Genomic DNA, 23,871 nt, shown 5'->3' on the forward strand with positions numbered 1-23,871 from the left:
ACATTTCCCGACCCCACCATCGGGCACCGTCGGTCCGGCGTCCACGAGATGGCGGTGCTGGACTTCGAGATCGAGCTGACGCCCGACGTGTGGCTGGACGGCACCGCCTCCATCGCCGAGCCCGACTACGCCTACATCACCCTCACCGATGTGACGGCGGACGAAGCCGACGCCTTCGCCGTCTGGCTGCGTGACTCCTTCGCTCCGGCGCCTGCCTCGTGCGCTTCGCCAGCAGCCTCCCCATGGCTAATGGCGAGGAGACCCCCTCGCCGCTGCCAGTCGAAGGGGGCCGCGAAGTCATCGGTGACCTGCTGCGCCGGCACCTCGACGCATTCGACTACTGACCGGCCAGCCTCAAGTGGACCATCCGGAGGCGCGGAACGGCCGGTGTGGAGGCAGGTCGCGCCTTCTGGAGCCCTGTCGTCCCGCCTCTGCCCCTGCCTCTTCCGCGTTTGTCTCGTCCTCCTGGCGATCTCCCACGTACATGGGGGCGACGCGCCGCTATGCTTCACCCATTTCGCCTCATGCCTTCACGGCATCTTTACAGTGAGGGAGCTGCGCTGTATGCCCCGTCAAGGCTCGCTGCCTGCCGCAGACCGCGCTCGGCTGGACAAGCTGCTCGCCTCATGGCGGGACTCGCTCATTGACCTGAGTCTTCGCAACCGGCTGCTCAACTACCAGCGCCGCTCCTCGTCCGCGGGCATGGACCTGGTCGAGCCCGGGCTCGTCGGCGTGCTGGAAGGGCTTTCCCGGGGCTGCACCTTCTCTGTCGTGCGAGACGAGGACCCCGAGGACGGGACCGCCGGTTCGGCGCCTGCCGCCAAGGCGATCCCGATCAGCTCCACCGCCGGCGCCAGGGCGATCGACACCCCCGCATCCCGGGCGGGAGTCGGCGCCGCCCGCCCTGGCGTGCAGCTCACGACCTCCAAGGCCACTCAGGCCGAGCAGGCTCGGCACCTACGGCGTCTGGCCCTGGTCGCGCGGGAGAAGTTCAACGACTACGGCCTGTGGGTTCTCCATCTCGGCGTGGGATTCCTTGACTGGACGCCGGCCTCATCCGCCGAGAAGAGCTTCAGTTCTCCCTTGGTGATTGTGCCGGTCGTTCTGGAGCGGCGTCGCGGGGATGCGTACGTCCTGAAGATCAACGCGAATGAGGAACCGTCCCTCAATCCGGCCCTCGCCATCAAGATGGGTGAGTTGGGTGTCGCATGGCCGAGCGTCGAGCAGGTGGATCACCGAGACATTCCGGCTCTGATCGCGCGGGTTCGGAACGCGGTCTCTGGGATGCGCGGTTGGAAAGTCACCAACCGGGTCGTGCTGGATACGTTCAACTCCAGCAAGGAGGTCATGTACCGGGACCTCCTCGACAACGCCGACCGAGTTCAGGCCAGCGACCTCGTGCGAGCGATCGGGCTCGGTGCCGACTCCGGAATCGCTTCCGGAACCTTTGCCTTCGAACCCGTCGACACAGACCGCATCGATGAGATCCAGCCGCCCGAGAACGCTCCGCTCGTGCTCGACGCGGACTCGTCCCAACGGCAGTGCGTCGCCGCCGCGCTCGAAGGCCGCAGCTTCGTGATGGACGGACCGCCCGGCACCGGCAAGAGCCAGACGATCACCAATATGATCGCGGGCCTGCTGGAGCAGGGCCGCACCGTGCTGTTCGTCAGCGAGAAGGCCGCTGCCCTCGATGTGGTCCGCAACCGCCTCGGCGATGTAGGTCTCGACGACTACGTCCTGGCGTTGCACAGCAACAACATGGGCCGGAAGCAGGTGGCGCAGGAACTCGGTCAGGCGCTGCTGGCGCCTCGCCGTACCTCGCCCGGCAGTGCCCAGGCGGACCTTCAGCGCGCGCGTCAGCTGCGTAAGGAGCTCTCCGGATACGCGGCGGCGATGAACGAGATACGACCAGGCATCAACGCGAGCCTGCACGATGTCCTCGGGCAGATCTCCCTTCTGGACGACTCCCACCCGCTGCCCCCTGGTTCTGCCTTCGATGCGGCGGCCCTCACGGCTGAGCGGCTCGGTCAGTCGAACGTGGCCGCCCGTCAGGTCAGCAGGTCGTGGCGTCCTGCAGCCGAAGGCGCCGCGTTCTCCTGGTACGGGCTGACCGCCGGCGAAGACCCGCTGCAGGTGCTCGACCTGACCACCGAAACCCTGGGTGAGCTGGCGACGAGGCTGCTGGAGCACGCGGCTCTCCTGTCAGAGCTCGACTGGGAGGGTGTTCGGGACACATCCCGGCTGACCTCCCTTCTCCGTGTCGCCAGCCGACGGCCCACGCTGCCGCTCTCATGGCTGACCACCGACCACCACCGTCTGACCACGGACGTGTCGGACTTCCGGCTCCGCCTGGACGAGGTCGTCGAAGCCGAACGTTCGGCGGAGCGATCACTCGGAGTGGCATGGGACAGACTGGCAGTAGAGGCGGACTCCACGCCGAGCCCGGAGGAGACCGCTCTCGCAACTCTGCTGCCCCCGGCGGTCGAACTCGGTGCACTCACTGCTGACGCCACGCGCGAGCTCGGCGATCGACTGGAAGCGGACGCAGCGGCACTCGACCAGGCGGTCAAGTCACTGGCGGCGGTGGCCGCGATGTATGGGCTTCCGGCACCCGAGACCTGCGACGAGGCGCTTCGCCTGGGGCGCCTCGCCGGCCTGGCGGGGCACACCGACGACGCCAAGCCGCCAGCGGTATGGCTCACCGGGGAGAGTGCGAAGAGCGCGAGGGTCGCCTCGCAGGTCCTGCGTGAAGCCGTCGACCGGCTGTGCGAGGCCCGGCGAAAGGCCGAAGAGTTCTTCACCGATCGGGTGTTGCAGGAGGAGTCCCTCGAGGACGTGGCGCACCGGTTCGCTACCGTGCACCGGTCCATCACGGCAAGGCTGACCGCGGCATGTCGCGCGGATCGGCGGGTGGTGCGGTCGCTGCTCCCCGAAGGCGGCAAGTGCAGCAAGGTAGTGCTGGCCGCGCTGCCAGCGGCGGTGGCGTGGCAACAGGCAGCGCGGACCCTGGACGCAGAGGTCAGTCACCACGCAAAGATCCTCGGCAAGTACTGGCAGGGCCAGGACACCGATTTTGAGAACCTGGGCTCCCTCATCGGACGGGCCGACCAGATCCTCCGGCTCGCCCCACGGGTGATCAACCATGACGCGTTGGCACGCGAGATGGCTTCCGGAGGGGAACCACGTGCTGCTGCGAGGAACACTGCGGAACAGGCTGCCGCCCGGCTGGCCGAGTGGCGGGATTCCCTCGTGCTCCCGCCCATGCCCGGGCCGTCGTACGAGTTGGAACCGGGAAGCCTCCGTGCCGCCGCGCAGTGGAGCCGTGCCCATGTGGCACCGCTCCGGACCGCGGAGCGCCTGATTCGGACCGTGGAGCGGACAGCCGCTGAGGACGGAACCGGGGTCGCGGCGCCAGGCACATGGACCCTCACCGCCGCACGCGCGGCCGTCCGCAACGTACGGGCGGCGCGTGCCGCCGTGACCGAGTTCCAGTCACGGGCGGAAGCGGACCGGGAACTCCTCGGAGACCTCTACGCGGACCGGAAAACCAGGGTTGCCGACCTGACCACCGGCCTGGACTGGATCACCACGCTGCGCGAGTCGTGCGCGCTTCGGCAGGAGGCTTCCCTGAGCGTCTCCGCCGCTGAGACTCTCTATCGGGCGGAAGCCGACGCGGAACTGGAAGCCGCCGCCGACGCGTGGTCACGTGCCTCGGAGGCGCTGGCGGGGCTGTTCCGGGCGGAACGCGCCGAGCAGCTGAGCCGGTCGTTCGCCGGCGGCCACGACGTGGCCGTCAAGGCGCTCGCCGTTCTGGACGGTGACCGCGGCGGTCCCGACGAGTGGCGCGCCTACGACATCGGGCGCAGCGCCCTCGACGGTCTGGGCCTCGGGGACCTGGTGGACCGGGCCGTGCGCCGCGGGGTCGCTCCGGCAGGCTTCCCGGACGTGGTCGAACGCGCGGTGCTCCGCGCCTGGGCGGATCTCCAGCTGACGGCCGACCGACGACTGGCCGTCTCCCGGTCCGCCGACCGCGACGACCTGGTGACCGGCTTCCGGAAACTGGACGCGAAACTGGCCGACCACGCCCGTCTGCGCGTCGTCCAGGCGTGCGACGGCCGCCGTCCCCGTAGTGCGAACACCCCGGGTGCGGCGCTGCTCAAGCGCGAAGGCGAGAAGAAGAGCCGGCACAAGCCCGTACGAGAGTTGCTGGAAGCCGCCAGGGACACGGTGTCACGGGTCAAGCCGTGCTTCATGATGAGTCCGCTCACCGTGAGTCGTTTCCTGCCGCCCGACTTCGTCTTCGACGTGGTGATCTTCGACGAGGCATCGCAGGTGCTGCCGCAGGACGCCATCAACTGTGTCTACCGCGGCCGGGCACTGATCGTCGCCGGCGACCAGAAGCAGCTTCCGCCCACCGCGTTCTTCTCCTCGGCGGACGACGCCGAGGAGGACGCCGAGGACGAGGAGGCCCCGGACAGGTTCGCTTCCGTGCTGGACCTCTGCAAGGCGAGCGGGCTGCTGGAGAGCCTGTCGCTGCGCTGGCACTACCGCAGCCGCCACGAGGACCTGATCGCCTTCAGCAACCGGGAGTTCTACGACGAGTCGATGACCACCTTCCCGGGGGCCCACGCCGAGGGGGACGATGTCGGCGTCGCCTTCTACCGCGCTGCGGAGGGCGTTTACCGTTCCGGTGCCGCCGCTCGGAACAACCCGGGGGAGGCGGCGGAGGTTGCCCGTCGGGTCATCCACCACTTCAGTACGCGTCAGGGCAGATCGCTCGGTGTGGTCGCACTGTCCCAGTCCCAGGCTGTCGCGATCCAGGACGCCGTGGACGCGGCACGGCAGAGGCGGCCTGACCTCGACGAATGCTTTTCCGAGGACCGGCTGAACGGATTCTTCGTCAAGAACCTGGAGAGCGTGCAGGGCGACGAGCGGGACGTCATGATCCTTTCCGTCGGCTACGGCCCGGACGCCCAGGGCAAGTTCTCGAAGAACTTCGGCCCGATGAACAAGGCCGATGGCTGGCGCCGTTTGAACGTCGCCGTGACCCGAGCGCGCTACCGCGTGGAGGTCGTGGCCTCGTTCGAACCGGGTGAGGTGGGAGACACCGGTAGCAAGAGTTTCCGGCACTTCGGCCGCTACCTGCGGTATTCGCAGAGCGGTCCGTCCGTGCTTTCCCAGGAGTCGGTGGACCCTGACGCCCAGCCGGAGAGCCCGTTCGAGGAATCCGTACTGGCGGTGCTCCGCAACTGGGGCTATGACGTACAGCCCCAGGTCGGTGTCGCCGGCTACCGCATCGACCTGGGCGTCCGGCATCCGGACCGGCCGGGCCTGTACGCGTTGGGCGTGGAGTGCGACGGCGCCATGTACCACTCCTCGAAAGCCGCTCGCGACCGTGACCGTCTGCGTGAAGGAGTGCTGCGAGGGCTCGGCTGGGAGCTACACCGGATCTGGGGCACCGATTGGTACCGCGACCGGTCCGGAGCCGAAGCCCGGCTTCGTGCTGCTGTCGAACGCGCGGTGGCCCTCGCCAGGACGAGCCCCCGTAGCCCGCGCGTGGTCGCACGCAGCTCGGCGGGACCTGAAGCACCGTCGCTGACGGTCTCGTCGCCGCGAGCCGAACCGCTGAGCGGGCCCGCACGGCGGCCCTCTTCGGCTCGTGGGACCGGAACGAGGGCCGTCGGCGCCCCCGCTCCCTCCGCGCGGCGGAGCGGAACCGTGCCGGCTCCGCGACGCGACGAAGCCGCCCCTGTCACCCGGTACCCGGTGACAGCACTGGCCGAGACGTCCCGTCGCCGCGTCGAGAACGAACTTTCCCAGATCCGTGAGTACCTGAGGCAGCCGGAACCCCTGGACACCGCCACCGACTACCGGGTGCGCGCCGACAACCGGCGCCACCGGGAGAAGCGGTGCGCGCAGCTCAAGGAGCGGGCCACCTTCCTGGAGGCTCTTCTCAGGGCGGTGCCCTCCACTCCACGCGCAGCCGGCGGACAGATGGTTGCCCCTGGCCGCCTGGTCGGCCTGACCTTCGGTGGGTCGAGGGACGTTGAGGAGTGCGAGATCACTTCTCAGAGTCCGGCGACGGAGGAGGGCGAGGTGCTCAGCCCGTTCACGCCTCTCGCCGTTGCCCTGCTGTGGTCCACGGCCGGCTCCACGGTCGAGTACGAAGACGGCTCAGGGAAGCGGCGAACCGCCCACATCCGGCACGTGCGCGACTGAAAGGCTGTGTGCCCCGGAACACCGGGCGGCTCAGCCGCCCGGTGTGTTCATGAAGCGGGCGAATGCATGAGGGGCTCGAGGAACGGACTCGGACGGCCGTGCCAGAAGATGGCGAGGCTGTCCCGGGACCGGGTGGCCGCGACGAAGAGCAGAGAGCGGGCCCGCTGGAGCTCGCGCCGGTAGCGGACGGCATCGTCGCTCCGTAGGCGGTTGACCGCTTCCCGGGGCACGAGCCCGTCCCGCACCCCCGCGATGACCATGCGCTGGTACTCGAGTCCCTTGAAGCGGAACATCGTGCCGATGTGCACGCCTTCGTCTCCCCGAGGGCCCTCGGGGCCGATCTCGACGGCCTTGATCCCCTTGTGGGCGAGCAGGGTGTAAGCCAGCTCGCTCGCCATGGCGTTGGTCGGAACGCAGACGGCGATCTGCCCGGGCGGTGTCGGCAGGGCGATCCAGTCGGCGAGGAGCGTGGCGATCGACTCCTGCTCGGACTCCCAGTCGTCGCAACCGTGCAACTGCGGCAGGCTTCCGGTCAGGACGGACCTGTAACCGGCCAGGTCCTCGGTGCTGCCGTCCAGGTCGTCGAAGCTCTCACCGCTGAGTACGCCGAGTGCGGACCCAAGGATCTGTCGTGTCGTCCGGTAGCTCAATGTCAGCTTGGCCGAGCGGCCGCGGATGTGGACACCGAGGCTTCCCAGCGTGACCTGGTTGCCGTAGATGCGCTGGTGGGTATCGCCCACGAGGAAGATGTCGTTGGCGGTATGCGGCACCATCGCCCGGAGCAGCTTCCAGTGCGCGGCCCGCAGGTCCTGTGCCTCGTCGACGACGATGTGCTGGAATCGGTGCCGCAGCCAGCCCGCCGACCCGGCCTGAAGATGGATGTTGTCAAGACCACCCGCCTCCTCCCGCTGACGCTCGACGGCCTGGATCCGCCGCTCGCGGTCCATCTCCAGCCGCGCGGCGCGCTCGGCGACCTGTTCCCAGGTCTGCCGTCCGAGGCGGTCGAGTCGCTGGGTGAACCGCTCAGAGAGCTGCCAGATCTCGGCGCGCTCTGCCCGTGCGATGTTCTTGCCCCGGCCGGCTCGGCGCGCACGGAAGTATTCGGTCCGGGAGACGACGGCCTGACCCAGGATGACCTGCGACCACTCGTCGTGAAGGAACTGGGCGTCCCACCCGGTTTCACCCAGCTCGTCGAGCATGGCACGCCACTCACGGAGAGCCTGGCTCTCGTCGAGCGTCTGCTTGGCACTTCCGGGCTCGGCCTCGCGTACGACGCGCAGGGCAAGCTGATCGACGTGGCTGATCTCCACGCGCGCCAACAGCTCCTCGCCACCCAGCTGGAGGAGACGGGACCTCAGGTCGGCGGCAAGGTTCTTGTTGTACGTGGTGAGGAGGACGGGCTTGTTGCGGCCAGGAGGCAGCCGGTCCACCAGGTGCTTGACTCGGTGCAAGGCCACGATGGTCTTGCCGGTGCCAGGCCCGCCCCCCACCCGGGCCGGACCCGAGTACTCGCGTTCGACGAGCCGGGACTGGGTCGGGTGGAGGAATACCTTCCACCGACCGAAGTCGCCGCCCTCCAGGGCTTCTCGTAGCGCCTCGTCCGTCGTCGTGACCATGGTGGCGGGCCGCTCGGCGGCGGCCCGGAAGTCGTCGGTGTCGACGGGGTCCGGAGCGGAGACGGGACTGGTGATCTGCTCCAGTACCGCGTCGTACGACGCACCATCGTGGAGTGCGAGCAGGACTTCCGAGGTGAGCTGAGGGGCGTACTCCGCCAGGCCGAGAAGCTGATCCTCGGTGGTCAGAGTCCGGACGACCGGTACGAGCGGTCCCGCAACGCCGAGGTCGGTGAGCTGCTCGTCGGAGAACGCGGCGAACAGCGGGACGGGGGTGGGCGCGGGCGCCGGTGCAGGCTCGGTGGGGACGATGGCGGGCCTGGGAGTCGCCGCTCGGCGAAGGACGCTCTCTTCGACGATCTGAAGGTCGACGTACTCGATGCCGCCGGTGATCCGGTTGATGCCGTATGAGAGCCGGTCGAGCTTCTCGTAGGCTTCCTTGCGGTGCTTGACGGAGACAATGAGCCAGTCGGTGTCCGCCAGGCGCAGCAGCAGGACCCTGTACTCGTCGTTGACGCGGGCCGACCAGAGCCGGTCGTGGCCCTCCAGTTGCTTCAGCCGAAGGCCCCGGAGCTGAGGGTTCTCCTTGAACTTGTGCTGGAAGTCGTAGATCGCGCCCTTGACCGCACGCGGCAGCCTCAGGATCTCCTTGTCCGCCTTGTCGAGCAGACGCAGGGTCACGCCTGTGGTCGTCATCGGTGCTGGTCTCCGTCGTTCGTGTCCGTGTCTTCGCCCTCTGCCGTGGCGAGGAGGCCCTTGATGTCTTGGGGGGTGCAAGAGGCGGCTGTGCGGATCCGCCAGCCCGCCGAGGCGAAAGCCCTGTCCCGGTCCTCCGCATCGTGATCCCGTTCTCCGTCGACCGGGCGGTGGGCCGTCACCACGGCGATCCGAGCGGAGGGCCAGGCGAGTTCGGCCATCCAACCGTGCTCGTCCAACTCGTATCCGGCTTCCGGCGGCACCACGCCCAGAGCGCGGAGCCCCTGGCTGAGAGGGAGCAGGCCGGGTTCATCGGGGTCGAGGAACTCCAGTACCTGCTCCCAGCCGGTGTCATGAACCGTGTCGGAGGGCCGGGCAGACCCAGATGTGGGGATGACTGGGGCAGGCTCTTCCGCGAGGCCTTCGGCGGAGCTCGCCGTAACGGCCGTCGGCTGCTCGACCCGCTGTGACTCGAGCCAGCCCGAACCCCCGGTGACGGCGAGGCCGTCGGCGGTGAACCCTTCCAGCAGGCTGGTCGTCAACTGGACACTGTCACCGCCTCCGTACTCCAGAAACTGCAGCACATTGCTCCAGTAGAGCCAGCCCTGCCAGCGCCGCTTGTGCGCGGCCTCGTCCGAGAGGGCCCGGTCACTGTCGTCGAGCAGGGTCAGCGCGGTCCACACGGGCGGCCGGTGCCGACCGTCCGCGGCAGCGGTGACCACACATCCCGCGGCGTCGACCGCGGTCAGCAGCTGCACCGGTCCCTTGGGCCCCTGCGGGACACCTCCCCGCAGCGCGGTGAGGAGTTGTTCACCGATCGCCTGAGGATGCAGTGCGGCGATCCGGGCTCCCGCGCCCAGTAGCCCTGCGGCGGCGGCCTCGGCGCGCTGCTGCCACAAGGAAGCGTCCGGGGTACGCAGATGAGCGATCAGAAGGTCTGCCGGATTCACCCAGAGGTTCGCGGACAGCTCGCCGGGCAGGCCGCCGTGCACGCCCGCGTAGTAGTCGCGGGCACGCTTCTGACCCTGCTCGCCGTACGGCACCCAGACCGGGTGCTCCGGCCCGGTGCTCGCGTAGCCCGTGTCACGGACTCGGGTCCGCCAGTCCTTCACGTCGTAGTAGGTGAGCTGGAAGACCCGCACTCCGTCGGCGCGCAGCCGGGTGCGCTTGACGGCGTCGTCGGCCAGCCTGTCCTTGTGCTTGGGCCCGGCATGGAACTCGTATCCGTCGAGGTAGAGCGCGATCCGCGGACCGGGTGCGTCGGTGCGTTCGAAGAGGACGTCAGGTCGGGTGCCGTCGAGGACCCGCTGCTGGGAGACGCGCCAGCTGACAGTGGCTCCGTCGACGCCGGTCAGTCGCAGGTCCAGCGAGTACGTTCCGGCCGTGGTCGTGTAGGCGTCCGCGCTGGCCTTGGCCGAGGGCTGCTTCGCCCATTCGCCCAAGGTCTCCAGGAACATGACCTCGAGATCGCTCTCGGCCTGCCGCTCCAGCGGGATCTGGTGGGTGGCCGCGACCGGTGAGGTGGCCCAGTCGCCGCCGTCGGCTCCCAGCAGCTCGTCGAACATCTGCCGGACCTCGTTGCGGCTGACCTTGTCGTAGTCGCCGGCCGGTACGCGGCGCAGCAGGCAGCGGTGGCAGCCGTCGAGGCCCTTCTCGATGCACGGGCAGCTGTCGATCACCTCGCGGGCCCTCAGCAGCACTTCCCGGAAGCCGTCGGAGGTGGCGAGCCGGTGCAGGTAGCCGGTGCCGCCCGGCAGACGGTCGTACACGACGAGGAAACGGCGAGGCCATTCCGGGTCGTTGCCGTCGGGCATGGACGCGGCAGTGATGTCGATGTGGTCCGGGTCGCCGCCGTAGCGTGCGGCGATGCCCACGAACAGGGCGGCGGTGAAGGACGCGAGGCGTTCTTTGACACGGGAGACCGACGCGGGAAGCAGGATGCGGACGGCCTCGGTGGTGAGCTCGTGGGCCAGGAGCAAGGGGACGTCCTCCCCCTTCCCCTGGCCTTCCGGGGTGCTCGTGCGGACCTTGCGGCGCGGGCACCACAGCTGGTGGTGAGCGCTGGCCCTCGTCGCCGCGGCGAGGGATTCGGTGAGCGCGTCCTGGTGGTGGTCCACGACCGGTCGCCCGTCGGAAGTGGCGCCGCCGCAGCTCGTGCAGACGTAGAACGGGTTGATCCGTACGTCAGCCCCGGCGAGGGGCACGGTGCTGCTGCCGTCCTGGCGGTCGAGGCCCAGGTTCAGCGTGCGCACCACCGCCTGGCGGGTGAAGTCGACGCCGAAGACGGCGGTGTCGTGGCGCCAGGAGCCCATGGCCAGGTGCACCGGGTCGATGTCCACGGTCGTGAGGCCGGCGTACCTCTTGCTGTCGCGCTCGTCCTTGTCGTCGCGGACCCGGGCGTCGTCCCGCTTGTCGCGCGACATGACCCGCTTCGGTTCGAGAACGCGCTGGACACAGCCGGCGTCGGCGATCTCCCGGCCGCCGCACCGGGGGCAGGGCGAGGCATCGGCCTGGGCGTTCTCCGTACGGACGTAGCCGCAGGCGGGGCACAGCCGCCACACCGACCAGGCACGACGCTCCGGACTGCCGATGTCCATGGCCCGGACGACGTGCCTGTAGCCGTTGACGTAGAAGCTGTTTCCGGGCGCCAGCTCGGACAGCGCGGACCGGCGTGAGCGTTCGTAGTCCCGGACCTCGCTGTGGTAGGTCTTCTTGGCTCCGTCGGTTTCGGGCTGCTCGGTCCAGTAGAGGGTGGCCTCCAGCTGCGTGGTGGTGTCCGAGAGGGTGTAGTTGGGCAGGAGACCGAGCTCGACGAGAGCCCCGTGGGCACTGGTCTGGTTCAGGTCGCGCAGCAGGTTGCCCGTCGCGTAGCGCTCGGCGCGCAACTCGCGCCATTCGCGTTCCTGCTCGGGGTCACTGCGCACGAGCTGGTCCATCGCCGTGTCGATGGCGTGGATCCGGCGCCGGAGTTCCTCGCCGCGGCCGGTCCATTCCTCCTCGGCCTCCTGGAGCGCGCGCACGATGCCACCGCACGCGTACGTGCGCAGCTCCTCGGCGGCCTGCTCGGAGACCCCGGTGTCCGGCCGGCCGGGGAGGGAGGGGAAGAGGTCCAGGAACGATTCGACGAGCACGGCGCCATGGGCGAGGGCCGCGTCCGCGAGCTCCTGGCACCAGGCCGTACTGCCGAACAGCGCCGACACCAGGCGCGGAGCGGGCTGCAGCGGCTCGCCGTCGCTCGTCGTGAGTCGACCCCGGGCCGCGAGATCCAGAAGGTGTGCCGTGTACTGGCGGCGCAGGATCTCCACGGCGGAGAGGTAGCAGCCGGGCGGCACGATGTCCCCGGCGATCATCTCCCGCGGTTCGTCCAGGTAGTACAGGTCGCGGGCCCGGCGGCCGCCGAAGGCCACCACCAGGGCGTTGCCCGTCTTGCGGCCCGCGCGGCCCGCTCGCTGCACGTAGTTGGCAGGGCCCTTCGGAAGCGATCCCAGCAGGACCGCGGACAGGTCTCCGATGTCGATGCCGAGTTCCAGAGTCGGAGTGCACGACAGCACGTTCGGGTCGGTGTAGTGAGTGCCGTCGCGGAAGGCCCGCTCCACGCGCTCCCGCTGGGGCCGGGTGAGCATGCCGGTGTGCTCGGCCGTGACCACCCGGAACGTGCCACCCGTCCGGTACAGATGCCGGTAGTAGTCATCGCGGTAGTCGCGCGGCCGGGGGCCGCCGAAGCTGGTGGAACCGGAGGACAGCACCGTGGCCTGACCCGGTTGTGGCGCGGTGATCTGTCCGCGGCACCGGTACCGCGGACAGGGATGGCCGTACCAGCGGGTCCGCCGGGAGGGGTGGACCACCTGCTGCCAGCCGCACGCCTCACAGGTGACGAAGGCCTTGTTGACGATGTCGTCCTCGAGTAGCCGCACCTCGATGTGGCCGGGCTGCAGGCCGTAGACCTTCGTCGTCCGGTCCTGTGCCGTCCGCACCGCGAGCAGCCCCTCGCCGACGAGGACGGGCAGCAGCCTGCGGAGGTACTCGGCCGCCCCGGGGGCATCGAGGCCCAGGCACCGGCGTGCCCAGTCCTGGTACCAGCCGGCGCGAGCCGTCGTCGAGTCGAAGTCGGACCTGCCCTTGTCGCCGTCGAGCAGGAAGCGCGGCGCGGCGACACTGTCGGGGAACGCCGGCATGCCGTCGGGCCGACCACCCCAGATCTTGAACCGGGTCACCCCGGCGTCCTTCATCCACGGCTCCAGCCACCGGTGCCGGACGCCACCGCGAACTCGGACCCGCTCCAGCAGTCCGCGGACGAAGGCGAGGTAGCGCTCGGCCGTCGGCAGTCCGGTGCCGAGCAGCTGACCGGGCAGGGCCATGTGCAGGTCGCGGGCGAGCATGGTGATCCGGTGCTGGTCGTCGATGACGACCTCGGCGGCCGCCGTCCGGGTCAGCTCCAGGGTGCGGCCCTGCCGGGAACGGAGCCCGAATTCCATGACGGTGGCGAAGGCGAGCCGCTCTCCGATGAGCTTCCAGGTCCGCAGGTCGCCCGTGCCCCGCCCGGAAAGCAGCCGGTCCACGCCCGGCTCGTCGTACAGATCGGGCGGGACGACGGCGGCGAGGGCCTGCGCATCCTCGACGGAGTCGAGCACGTTCCCGATCAGGTCGTTGAGAGCGGACGGCTTGCCGGACTCGTCGAGGTTGCGCGCGAGGAGCGAGCGCAGAGAGAACGTGAACGACCGGTTCGCCACGTAGCCCGCGCGGTGGGCGGCGTCCTGGGTCGAGTCGTTGAACAGGAGGGTCTTGCGCTCCTCCGCTTCGAGCGCGACCTCCTGCCCGGTGAACAGCTGGGTCACCGTCGCGGCCGCCAGGGCGGCCGGCCGAGTGCCGAGGAAACGCATCGCGTTGTCGGTGTCGCAGGCGGGGCAGCGCTGATCGACGGCGGCTCGGTCGGCGGTCTTCTTCTCGGTGATCGCCAGGACGAAGCTGGCGTCCTGGAGGTTCCCTGCGTCCTGGGCGACCGGCAGCCGGTACGTACCCTGAGCACCGTCCAGGATCAGCGCCGGCGACTGTCCACCCCCCGTCGCGGGCCGGGACTGGCTGACCGCCGCCAGTGTGTCCTCCTGCTCCGCGGCCGTGGCGGCGATGAAATAGCGGACCCGCCGCTTCTCCCGCCCCACGCTGGCGCGCCAGATCTTGTCGTGGGCCATCACCAGCTGCTGGGGATCAGCCTCCGGGGAGATGGCCGCCCAGCCGGAGCGGCCGCAGTTGCGGCAGTACACGGCGGGCAGCCTTATGCTCGCCTGTCGCATGGCGGTGTCCGCACCGATCGCCGACTGCGCGCGATGAGAACGCGCCACGTGCCCGATCTGGCCGGCTTCGGGCTCCTCGTCGCCCTCAGGGGGCGTCGCGGGCAGGGCGGAGCGCCGAGCGCGATCGTCCTCGTACCAGTGGAACTCGGGCTTGCCGGGGCCGACTCCGCGCACGATCCGACCCACCGGCCGGACCCACAGGTGGGTCTCCACATGAAGCAGGGGCCGCGGGTGGCGCTCGTCCGACTCCGGATCGCGGGCGGCCGACAGCAGGGCGACGAACCGCGCGAGCGCGGCGACAGCGAGGCGGGGATTCTCCCGGGCGGTCCGGCCCCAGGCGTACCCGAACCGGCCGAGGCGGTCACGGAGCTCCCATTCGCTCAGCGGGTCCCCGTCGAGAAGGGACAGCACCCCCTGAGTGAAGTCGTGCTGCTTGAGCAGCCGTCCGATCTCGAAGGCGGACAGGCCCTGCTGTCCCAGCATCCGTGCCGCCAGGGCGTTGAGATCGAGCTTGTCCGGACGCGACACCACATCGGGGCCGCCCGAGCAGGCGATGACCTCCTCGGGCGAAGGCGGCTCGGGCAGCCCGTAGTTCACCGGTCCGGTGAACTGCTCGGGTGTCATCCGTTCCTCGCCCACCAGCGCGTCAGAGGAGAACGGCATCCCGAAGACCTGCGCCGCCACCTCCAGGATGGAGCCGGGGCCGGCCCCGGGGCCGGCCTCACCGAGGGTCGCCGAGGTCGCCACCGGGCAGATCGAACCGAGGGGACGCCCGGGCTCGCTCTGACCCGTGGTCATCGCCAGGCGGCGCAGCAGCATGGCGACGTCCGTGCCCTGCGCCCCGTCGTAGGTGTGGAACTCGTCGAGCACCACGTACTGGATCCTGGAGTCCTGCCACAGCGCGCGGTCCTCGGTCCGCTGGAGCAGCAGATCGAGCATCTTGTAGTTCGTGATGAGCAGGTCGGGCGGCGACTGCCGCATCTCCTCGCGCCGCGTCATCACCCGGCGGAAGTCGGTGTCCGGTCGGTCGCCGATGTAGAGCCCCGCCGTCACCTGGGCCAGGTCCGGCTGCGCGAGATAGTCGCCGATGCGGCTTGCCTGGTCGGTGGCGAGCGCGTTCATCGGATAAAGCAGCACGGCCTTGACCCCGGTCCGGCCGAGGGCCTTCTCACGGCGGCAGTGGTCGAGGACGGGCACAAGGAACGACTCGGTCTTCCCTGAACCCGTCCCCGTCGTGACCAGCGTCGGCAGGGCGGGCCCGTGGAGCGTGCTCAGCCGCTCGTAAGCCTTCGCCTGATGCCGGTACGGGGTGAAGCCCGGGTTCCACTCCAGGTGCTTCTCCCAGCCGGCACCGGCCTTGTGGAAGGGGGTCCTGATCCGTAGATAGGGACCGCGGAACATTCCGGTCTCGGGATGCTCGAGGAACCGCTCCAGCGCCCGCCGGGTGTCCTCGTCGGTGAGCGCGTACGTCGTCGTGAGGTACTGGGTGAGACTGCCCCGCAGTTGCGCGGCGGCCAGCGTGGGCCTCACGACGTTCTCCTTCGCTTCGTGCCAGGTCGGCGAGCTGTGTCAACGGTATATGCCGCCTCGGACAGACCGGTCCGCAGTCCGGTTGACGAAGACCGGGACATGGCCGAATAGGAACCGATCCGAGTCTCGAACCTTTCCATTCCCCTGCGGAGGCCACGGCTTTCACGCAAAGGGAGGTGCCGGGGCCTCCGCAAGATCTACCATTCGCGAGCCGAAAAGGGGGAGCTTTGGGCTGGCGCGATGAGATCACCACGGCAGTCGACGAATGGATCGCCGTGGAAGGAGGAGCAGGTCAGCGCCCGCGGTGGCGCAGGATCGGCCGCGCGGCCCGGGCCGGCGAGCCGGGCCGGTACGCCGTGGATCTGCGGGGCACCGAACTCAACCCCGACCAGCTCGAAAGCCTGCGCCTCGCCGGGCCCGAGGAATCGGGTGTGGAAGCCGGCTTCGCCGTCACCGAAACCATGCAGAGCGGTTCGTCGCTGACCATCAGGGTCGCCGAGTTCGCGGACCCGGTCGACCCCTTCCTCTGGGTTCTGCAACAGCCCCCCACCTTTTTGCTGGAAACCCTCAGGGACGGCATCGCCGGGTTGGGGGACACCCCGCTCGGCAGCCTGCTCGCATCCGGCAGCCCCGCCGGAGAGCTTGCCCGGACCGAGGTACCGGCCGGCCTCTTCCCCGAACAGGAGGAGGCGTACCGAGCCTGCCTGGGCACGGGCGTACGCCTCGTGTGGGGACCACCCGGCACGGGGAAGACGATGGTCCTCACGCTGGCCATCGGTGACCTGATCGCCGCGGGCAGGAGGGTCTTGCTGGTCTCCGCGACCAACATCGCCGTGGACAACGCCCTGAAGGGCGTCCTGAGGGGACGCCACCACAACCCTGGCGACATCGTCCGCGTAGGACCGCCCCAGCTGAAGGAGATCGCCGACGACCCGCGGGTGTCCCTGCCCCTCATGGTCCGGGCCCGGCTGGCCGACGTCGAGGACAGGCGTGCCCGGGTGTCGGTGGAACTACTGGGCATCCGCAGCCGCGCGGAGGATCTGGCGGAGCTGGAGGCTAGCCTCGTACGGTTCGATGCAGAGGCCTACGCACAGGCCAGTGCCCTGGTGAGCGAACCGTTCGGTGATGCGGCGTCGCGCGATGTAAGGGTGGCGGAACTGAAGAAGGCCGCCCGGGAAGTCGGCCAGACCCTGGCGGCGGCCGGCCAGGACCTGAACAGGGCACTGAAGGACCGGGACGACGCCGAGGACTCCCGCCACCTCTGGAAGCAGGTCGACGCCCTCCTCGACGAGGCGGACCGGGTGGAGCACGCGGCCACGGCAGCCGAGTCCGCCGCTCTGCAGAGCCAGGAGCGGCTGCGCCAGACACAGCGCGCCCTACGCGAGGTCGAGAACCGGACAGGGCTCGCCAAGCTGCGCTCACGAGCTGAGCGAACCGAGGCCCAGGCCGCATGCGGTGACGCGGGAGTCCAATACCAAGACGCGCACGATCACGCCCTCAAGGCCCGCGACGTCGCGGATCGCCGACGTGCTCAGATCGCTGTGCAGACCGAGGAGATGAGGCGCGCGATCCCCTTCTCCGACAGTGAGATCGGCCGACGTGACACGGCGGCGGGGGACGCCGCCACCCGGTGCCAAACCCTGACCCGGTCCATGGGCGAGCTGCGCACAGCTCTCGCCTCGGCCGAGGACGAAGCTAGGCGTGCACACCTCGCCGAGGTGCTCATCGCCACTGTCGAGGAACAGGGCTGGCCGGCCCGGCATGGGAAGGCCGCGGCCCTGCGTCCCGTCGTCGCCTCCGAAGCAGCTTGGAAGGGTCCGCTGGAGGAGCAGTACAAGGAGATCCAGGAGGAGTACGAACGGCTCGCCCGCGACGCGCAGGGCGAGATCATCAGGAACGCCCGTCTCGTCGCCACGACTCTGGCCCGTTTCCGTACCAACCGGCATGTCTTCTCCGGCCACTACGACGTGGTCCTCATCGACGAGGTCGGCGCAGCCTCCCTGCCCGAGGTCCTGCTCGCCGTCTCCCACGCCCAGCAGGCGGCCGTGCTCCTCGGGGATTTCATGCAGCTGGGCCCGGTCGTCCCCCGTGCGCTGAAGGACAAGAGGCGCCCCGACATCCAGCGCTGGCTGATCCCGGACGTGTTTCAGCACTGCGGCATCACCGACCCGGCGGCGGCGCGGACACACCCCGCCTGTACGACCCTGGTGACCCAGAACAGGTTCGGCCGTGCTGTGATGGGCCTCGTGAACGGCCTGGCCTACGGCGGTGTGCTCCAGGCCGGCCCCGTCGTACGGAACCCCAGGAGCTCCGAGGACCCGGAGATCGTCCTCATCGACACCGACGGGCTCCACGAACTCGCCCATGTCCATCTCACGGGCCCCAGCAAGGGTTGGTGGCCCGCGGGCCCGCTCATCTCCCGGGCTCTGATCGACCTGCACGGCGGGGACGGCGAGACCACGGGTGTCGTGACCCCGTACGGAGACCAGGCCGAGGCCACGCTGGAGGCGCTGCGCGACATCGAACGGGACGGGGGGCCGAGCGCCGAAGTCGGCACCGCGCACCGGTTCCAGGGCCGGGAGTTCCCCGTCGTCGTCTTCGACACCGTCGAGGGCGAACACGGCCGGCCGCTGTGGATGGCGAAGGCATCGCGTGCGCCGGAGGCGAGCGACTGGATGCGCAGCGGGATCAGGCTGTTCAACGTGGCCATGACCCGCGTACAGACCCGTGTGTACGTCATTGCGAGCGCCTCACGCATCCGGGAGGTGGCACGAAAGGCCCCGGACTCCCCGTTCGGACAGCTGGACGCCCTCATCGGCACGCCCGGAGTGCGGGTCCTCCGCGCCAAGTCCCTGATCACGCCGCCCGAGCTGAGCGTGCCACGCGGGGAGTTCGGCGACCGCCTTGCGGAGGTCCTCTCACGGCACGTGGAGGTCAGTGACGTCGACGACGAGACGACGTTCTATGCGTCCTTCGTCGCCGCCATCAGAAGCGCGCGGACCTCCCTGTGGTTGTGGACTCCCTGGGTGGCCAGGCGCGTCCGCATGATCCTCCCGGAGTTGCACGCGGCAGTCGACCGGGGCGTACGGGTGACCGTGTTCGTCCGCGACCCCAGTGACCAGCTCCAGAAGAAGCCGGCGAACGCGTCCCTCGTCGAGGACCTGCGCGCGGTTGTCCACACGGTCGTACCGATGCACGTCATGCACCAGAAGATCGTCGTCGTGGACGAGAAGACCGTGATGCTCGGCAGCCTCAACGCCCTGTCGCAGAGCTGGACCCGCGAGGTCATGGTCACGATGCGCGGCACCTACTTCGCCCGCAAGATCCTCACTCACGAGCACGCCGAGATCTTCGCCCGCCCACCGAAGTGCCCCCGGTGCGGGCAGGACGACATCGAGATCAGACGCGGTGCAAAGGAGAACTGGTACTGGCGCTGCTACAACAGGCTCTGCCCCACGGGTGGTGGCAACAAGGCCTGGAAGAAGGACATCGACCTCTGGCGCCGGTTGAGGGGATAGGGGCCTGTCGTCAGCCGCGGATCAGCGGCAGGGTTCGCAAGCGCTCGTCGATCGCCCCGGCGACGAAATCGGGGACGGGGCACTCCCGTTTGACCTCCGGCCAGGTGGTGGCCAGAGCGTCGACCGTCTCCCGTACCGTTGCGGTGATCTGTTCCGCGGACAGCTTGAGGGCCGGCGACATCGCACGGAAACTCTCGAGTGTGATGAGGGCGGAATTCGTGGTGCCGCTCAGAGGGAAGGCGAGCTTCTGGTCTGCCTTCGGGTACGCGCCGACGCACACCAGATCGTAGGCCGGTGAGAGCCGGGCCGACCGGCCGGCCGGATAGCGCAGCGTCCAGTTCTTCAGATGTGCGTCGGCGTTCCCCATCGCAATCATGGCGACGAGCCGCCTGAGGTACTCGACGACGTCTTCTGTCGGGCATACCGCGCTGACCACGCGGCCGAGGCCCTCGTAGGTGGCCCGGTCGTACTTGGACTCCGTGGCCACTTCGCGTACCTGGGCGAAGTCCTCCTGATGTACGCGGCCCCCCGCGGTGCGGTCGAAGCGGCGAACGGCGAGGACGGGCTCTGCGGGGTCGATGAGGCGCTCGGGCAGGTTCTTCACCTTCGAGCCTGGTACGAGAGCTACCTCGGGCACGTCGATGCCGGACAGGCCTGCCCAGCGCAGCATGGCGTACTCGTTGGCGGGTACGGCCGGGAAGCGCTCGTCCGGGAGTTTGACGATCCAGTCGCCGCCACTTCCTGTGGCAGGAAGCACCAACGCCTTGTCCTCAAAGCGCATCGAGAACTTGGGCTGGACGCCGGCCAGGGAGAAGCGCAAGGCGTGGTCGTGGCTGCAGACCTCGGGCTGATCGTGATCGGGGAGGTCGTCGAGCGGAGCATCCGGAATCACGCGTACCGCCCCCGGCAGGTCCTCGCCGAGGTGGTTCAGCAGCACGAAGTCGTGGATCCGCTGCTTGCCGAGATCGGCGGCTACCAGTCGCCGGAGGCCGCTGCCCTGCTCGGGGAGCAGATTTGCGAACCATTCGGGCACGCTACCGCTGGCCGTGCGTCGCTTTCGTGGATCGCGCTCGAACCCTTGCCCGAAAACAGGGTGATCGGCTGTCAGGTCCGTATATTCGAACCAGGTGTTCCCCTTGTGGTATCCCAACACCCCGACACGGCGGTCGCTCAGAAAGACGGTTGCGGTCACATCAGGCTGCATCGGTACTGTCTCCCCACAGGTCCTCGCCCGAGAACAGCATCTCGGCCTCCGGCCCATCGGCAAAGCCGAACAGGGCCATGCGCTGCACATGCTCAGAGATGGTGGCGGTGGCGATCTGTGCACGGCGGCCCAGAAACGCTTCGTAGTCCGCGGACTCCAGCAGCTCCACGCACCGCTCGTCCATGCAATGCGAGCGCAGCACCAAGTGGTCCCAGTTCTCCTCGAACAGTCGCCAGAAGTCGATCTTCGACGACGGATGCAGCAACTTGCCGGCCATAGTTCGGTCATGGGGCAGAATCGACAGCAGAGGAGAACCTCCCCTGTCGAGCATGTTCGTCAGCAGGCGAGAGTCGTCGAGCCGGGTCCCCACTGGGTAGTAGTTGCCGTCCGAGTCCGTCGCCCCTTCGAGGAGGACCGGATGCACTGAGAGCAGTCCGAGTACGTTGATCTTCGCCTGGGCCCGGTTCAGGGCCGTCTGGGTCAGATCCGGCTTCCACAGCTCTCCACCGACCGGCAGCAGTTTCAGCATCCGCGTGGCACTTGCGACCGGGTCGTGATCCACAGCGCTGGCATTGCGCCGCAGCGCGACGGTGTTGCCTTGCGGGGCCGCGCCGACCACGGCGCCGCGCCAGATCCAGCGGCGCAAGAGCTCGGCTCCTCGTCCCTCCGGGCGTTGGAACAGGGCGGTGAAGCGGGTGAGTACAGGAATGTAGAGGGCATAGGGAAGCAGCCGGAGATGCGGGATTCCGGCGTCGTTGCGCAGGAAGTCGACCACGAGACGCAGGGCCTTCTCGGTTTGAGCGAAAGCCTGGTGCCGATCCTCGTCGTTCTCGAACTCCTGTCGAAAGTCCCGGTCCACCTTCCCGCCACGCACTGCCATGACGCTCTGCATCAGTATCTGCGGGCTGAAATCACCGAAGTCGAGCGCCGCTACGCGTTCGCGGAGGGCATCGAGGTCGGATGGCTGCACGTCCAGTGGAGCGGAGTGCAGGGCCTGGAAGATCTCGGCTCGCTTGAGAGTCTTCCCGAAGGTGTTCATGCGGTCGAAGATCTCGCGCAGGGCCTGCTCGTCGTCGCCCTCGATTTCGTACATCGGGATCTCGTAGGTGCGGATGGCGGTGGCCACCGCATCGCACAAGTCGTACTCCTCGTCCGTGAGCCAAGGCCGTTCCCGCTGCCAGGCGATCAGGCGCCGGTTGTCGCTCGCGACCCATACCGGCAGCCAGTAATCACGCGGAGGCTGGGAGTGCGGCGCTGACAGGAAGCGCTTGTGCTGGTCCTTCTCGCGGAGGTCGTAGAAGATCCGGAAACGGCGGTCCACCGTCTCCTCGGATGCCGTGAGCGCACCGATGAGCGTGGTCAGCCGCTGTTGCCCGTCGACCACCCACAGGGCGTCGGATCGTTCAGGTGCGTCGAACCGGAGTTCTCCCAGGGTGATCTCTGCGGCAGCTGCGGGCTTGCGCCACATCAGCAGGTTTCCGATGGGGTAACCACGCAGGATGCTGTCGAAGAGTCGCTCGGAGTCGGAGGCCTCCCAGCGGTACGAGCGCTGGAAGCGCGGGATCCGGATTCGCCCGCTCTGCGCCCATTCGACAAGTGTCAGCGGGTCTACGCGACCGACCTTCGGCTTGGTCACTCCTGCCATGATCCTCCTCCTGTAACGGTCACATCGTAGGCCCGATGTCCGGTGCGGCCCGTACCTATCGCAGGTCGTTCAGCGGGATTCCGTCCTCGGTGGTGAAGGCCTTCCAGCCGTTCTGGGCGTTACCCGCGAGGCTGGTGGCCGCTCCCGAGGGGGTGTCGTGGACGGAGCCGTCCTCCAGCCGGAGAGCACCCGTCTCCAGGAGCTCCGCGTAGTGCACCCGGTTGAGATTGCGCCGCCGCCACACCAGCCGCTGCCCGATCCGGAGCCGTCCGTCCGCCAGAAGGGGGCCGAGCGTGTGCTCGCGTGATGAGGACTCAGGAGCGCCCGCGGGCCCCGGCTTTTCCGGGAGGCCGAGGATTCGGCGCAGGGTGCTGTTCGGGGTGTCCACGAAGGGCTTAGCCCGGTTCTGCAGCTCCTCGTAGACCTGGTCGTCCACCCGGATCGTGGGACTCATTTTCCGCTTTTCCTTTCCCTGGTGACACTGTGACAGTGAAGGCTAGCGAGCTCGGCTTCGGCCTACAAGCGGTTTGAACGCTTGTACCGTCGAAGATCGATGAGGGGGGCAAGTTGCGGTACGACCAGCGGGTACTGGTGCTCGTCGAGGTGCGGGGGGAGCAACGCGACTGGGACGAGGCGGAGAGGGTGTTCGACCAGCAGGGCTGGCCCGTCGTGACGGCGTTCGCCCGCGGTGAGGGCCCGTCGCGGGGTGTGCTGCGAGAAGCCGCCTCGGCGCGGCTGTACTCCGTCGAGGTGCGGTTCTTCGGAGCCCGCAACCGGCGCACCGAGCGAGCGGCCGCCTGGCGGGTGGAACGGCTGGCACGGGCGGCCGGTCTGGAGATGTACGCCCGGCGCTGCGAGCTGGTGGACCGGGATCGGGAGCAGCTGACCGGCTGGCGGGCGCATACGGTCGCTCACAGGCCACCCCGCCGACCCGATCAGAGAACGCTGACGCCGATGGCGAGACTGCGCCGAGCAACCGTGGTGTCACGTGCGCGAGTCTCGGAGAGGCGCGGCTACCGCGACACCGGCATGGTGGTCACGGGCACGGCGTCGGAGGCCCGCAGGCTCTCTCGCATGGACCTGCCCGGTGGTTCCGCTCCCGGGGCTGTGACCGACGTGCGGCCGGTCTACGGCCGGGAGCGAAGTCACATCGTGCAGCGTCGCGAGGAGGACGGCCTGCGTCGTATCTACCGGGTCGTGGCCTGGCTGCTCGCCATGACCTTCTGCGCGGTGGTCGCCCGGCAGCAGAGCGGTGTGCGGGTATGGGTGTGGACCGGTGTCGCGACGCTGTGCTTCGTCGGAGGCGCGCGGTTGGCCTACGGCGTGTTCGCGGCCGGCGGCCGCGTGGCGAGCCTCCTCATATGCGGTGCGGTAGCCGTCTACTTCCTTGTCGTCTCGCTCGGCGCGGGCATGGGGGACGACAAAGGCCGGACCCCGGTGCAGATGCTGTCGGTCTTCGCCGTCACGGCGACGGTCGGAGGCATCTGGCTACTGGTCCGCCAGTGGACGTGGGGCGAATGGCTCGCCTGGGCGGCACCGCTCGCCTTCACCGCTGTCGTGTCCTTCGTGGTGGCCTCCGGATCGGTGCTGCACGCGCTGTACGCGGACAGCCTCGGGGTGACGCCCGATGACCTCGACGTCCCCGGGATCTGGCAGGCGGCGTCGGCGGTGAAGCTCCTGAGCCTGCTCAGCTACGCCCTGTTCGTCCCGGCCCTGTGGGGCATCGCGAAGCACGTGCACGCATCGTTCGTCAGCCCGGTCGAGCGGCTGGGCGTCCCGCTGTACGTACTCACCCAGGTGACGGTGGTGGTGATGTGCGGGTTGGGGGCGCTGGACTCGGCACGGGAGGCGGTGGACGACTTCCGTACGGCCGCGGTTCGGAAGACGGCGCCACCTTCCTACTTCGGGGTGGAACCGGAGTGGACGTGCGTCGAGCCGACGGTTCCCGCGGCGAAACTCGGCAGCCGGGGTGGCGTCCTGAAGCCCGAGCGGCCGTACCTGTCGTTCGGGGAGGCCGGAGGAACGGTGTCGCTCTGGGACGAGCCAGCGGGCTCGGCGATTCAGATGCCCGCCGAGCAGGTACGCCTCGTTCCCGCGGCCGACGGCCGGGTCCGGTGCGCCTTCTCATACGCGCGCGTGCCGAAGGACGACTGAC

Annotated in this window: 8 protein-coding genes; 3 read left to right on the forward strand and 5 right to left on the reverse strand. The window is 69.0% G+C overall.

All coding sequences use genetic code 11. The features are described from left to right. Positions 1-48: 48 nt before the first annotated feature. Positions 49-6,219 carry a DUF4011 domain-containing protein gene (locus tag ACFC0D_RS15205; RefSeq protein ID WP_376435017.1) on the forward strand — a complete coding sequence of 2,057 codons (6,171 nt, stop codon included), beginning with the start codon at positions 49-51 and terminating at the stop codon, positions 6,217-6,219. Between the two features lie 47 nt (positions 6,220-6,266). Here ACFC0D_RS15205 and ACFC0D_RS15210 read toward each other — a convergent pair whose 3' ends face one another. Both ACFC0D_RS15210 and ACFC0D_RS15215 read right to left on the reverse strand, forming a co-directional pair. Next, entirely contained in the window at positions 6,267-8,528 is a 2,262-nt protein-coding gene (locus ACFC0D_RS15210; RefSeq protein ID WP_376435019.1) for a UvrD-helicase domain-containing protein, read from the reverse strand. Then, the gene (locus ACFC0D_RS15215; RefSeq protein ID WP_376435022.1) at positions 8,525-15,349 is read right to left on the reverse strand and encodes a DEAD/DEAH box helicase; all 6,825 of its coding nucleotides are present in this window, start codon (positions 15,347-15,349) and stop codon (positions 8,525-8,527) included. Before ACFC0D_RS15215 ends, ACFC0D_RS15210 begins: the two co-directional genes overlap by 4 nt. A gap of 227 nt (positions 15,350-15,576) precedes the next feature. Here ACFC0D_RS15215 and ACFC0D_RS15220 point away from each other — a divergent pair, with 227 nt between their 5' ends. Beyond that, entirely contained in the window at positions 15,577-18,867 is a 3,291-nt protein-coding gene (locus ACFC0D_RS15220) for an AAA domain-containing protein (RefSeq protein WP_376435024.1), read from the forward strand. A 10-nt stretch (positions 18,868-18,877) separates the two neighbouring features. On the opposite strand, the gene ACFC0D_RS15225 is transcribed toward ACFC0D_RS15220, so the two are convergent. Genes ACFC0D_RS15225 through ACFC0D_RS15235 form a run of 3 tightly spaced genes read right to left on the reverse strand, consistent with a single transcriptional unit; the run spans position 18,878 to position 22,170 of the window. Next, entirely contained in the window at positions 18,878-20,071 is a 1,194-nt protein-coding gene (locus ACFC0D_RS15225) for a type II toxin-antitoxin system HipA family toxin (RefSeq protein WP_376435026.1), read from the reverse strand. Continuing rightward, the gene (locus tag ACFC0D_RS15230) at positions 20,061-21,716 is read right to left on the reverse strand and encodes a DUF262 domain-containing protein (RefSeq protein WP_376435029.1); all 1,656 of its coding nucleotides are present in this window, start codon (positions 21,714-21,716) and stop codon (positions 20,061-20,063) included. The genes ACFC0D_RS15225 and ACFC0D_RS15230 overlap by 11 nt, the downstream gene beginning before the upstream one ends. 55 nt (positions 21,717-21,771) lie before the next feature. Continuing rightward, complete coding sequence (locus ACFC0D_RS15235; protein ID WP_376435031.1) at positions 21,772-22,170, reverse strand: hypothetical protein; 399 nt, start codon at positions 22,168-22,170, stop codon at positions 21,772-21,774. 113 nt (positions 22,171-22,283) lie between these two features. Here ACFC0D_RS15235 and ACFC0D_RS15240 point away from each other — a divergent pair, with 113 nt between their 5' ends. After that, positions 22,284-23,870, forward strand: a complete 1,587-nt coding sequence (locus ACFC0D_RS15240; protein WP_376435034.1) for an NnrS multi-domain protein — start codon at positions 22,284-22,286, stop codon at positions 23,868-23,870. The last annotated feature ends 1 nt before the right edge of the window (position 23,871 follow it).

This window comes from Streptomyces sp. NPDC056222, from assembly GCF_042264065.1.
Lineage (GTDB): Bacteria > Actinomycetota > Actinomycetes > Streptomycetales > Streptomycetaceae > Streptomyces.

What these genes read in the sequence shown, in the direction of transcription:
- ACFC0D_RS15205 (WP_376435017.1), top strand. Translation starts at nt 49, where the DNA reads ATGGCGGTGCTGGACTTCGAGATCGAGCTGACGCCCGACGTGTGGCTG.
- ACFC0D_RS15210 (WP_376435019.1), bottom strand. Translation starts at nt 8,528, where the DNA reads ATGACGACCACAGGCGTGACCCTGCGTCTGCTCGACAAGGCGGACAAG.
- ACFC0D_RS15225 (WP_376435026.1), bottom strand. Translation starts at nt 20,071, where the DNA reads ATGCAGCCTGATGTGACCGCAACCGTCTTTCTGAGCGACCGCCGTGTC.
- ACFC0D_RS15230 (WP_376435029.1), bottom strand. Translation starts at nt 21,716, where the DNA reads ATGGCAGGAGTGACCAAGCCGAAGGTCGGTCGCGTAGACCCGCTGACA.
- ACFC0D_RS15235 (WP_376435031.1), bottom strand. Translation starts at nt 22,170, where the DNA reads ATGAGTCCCACGATCCGGGTGGACGACCAGGTCTACGAGGAGCTGCAG.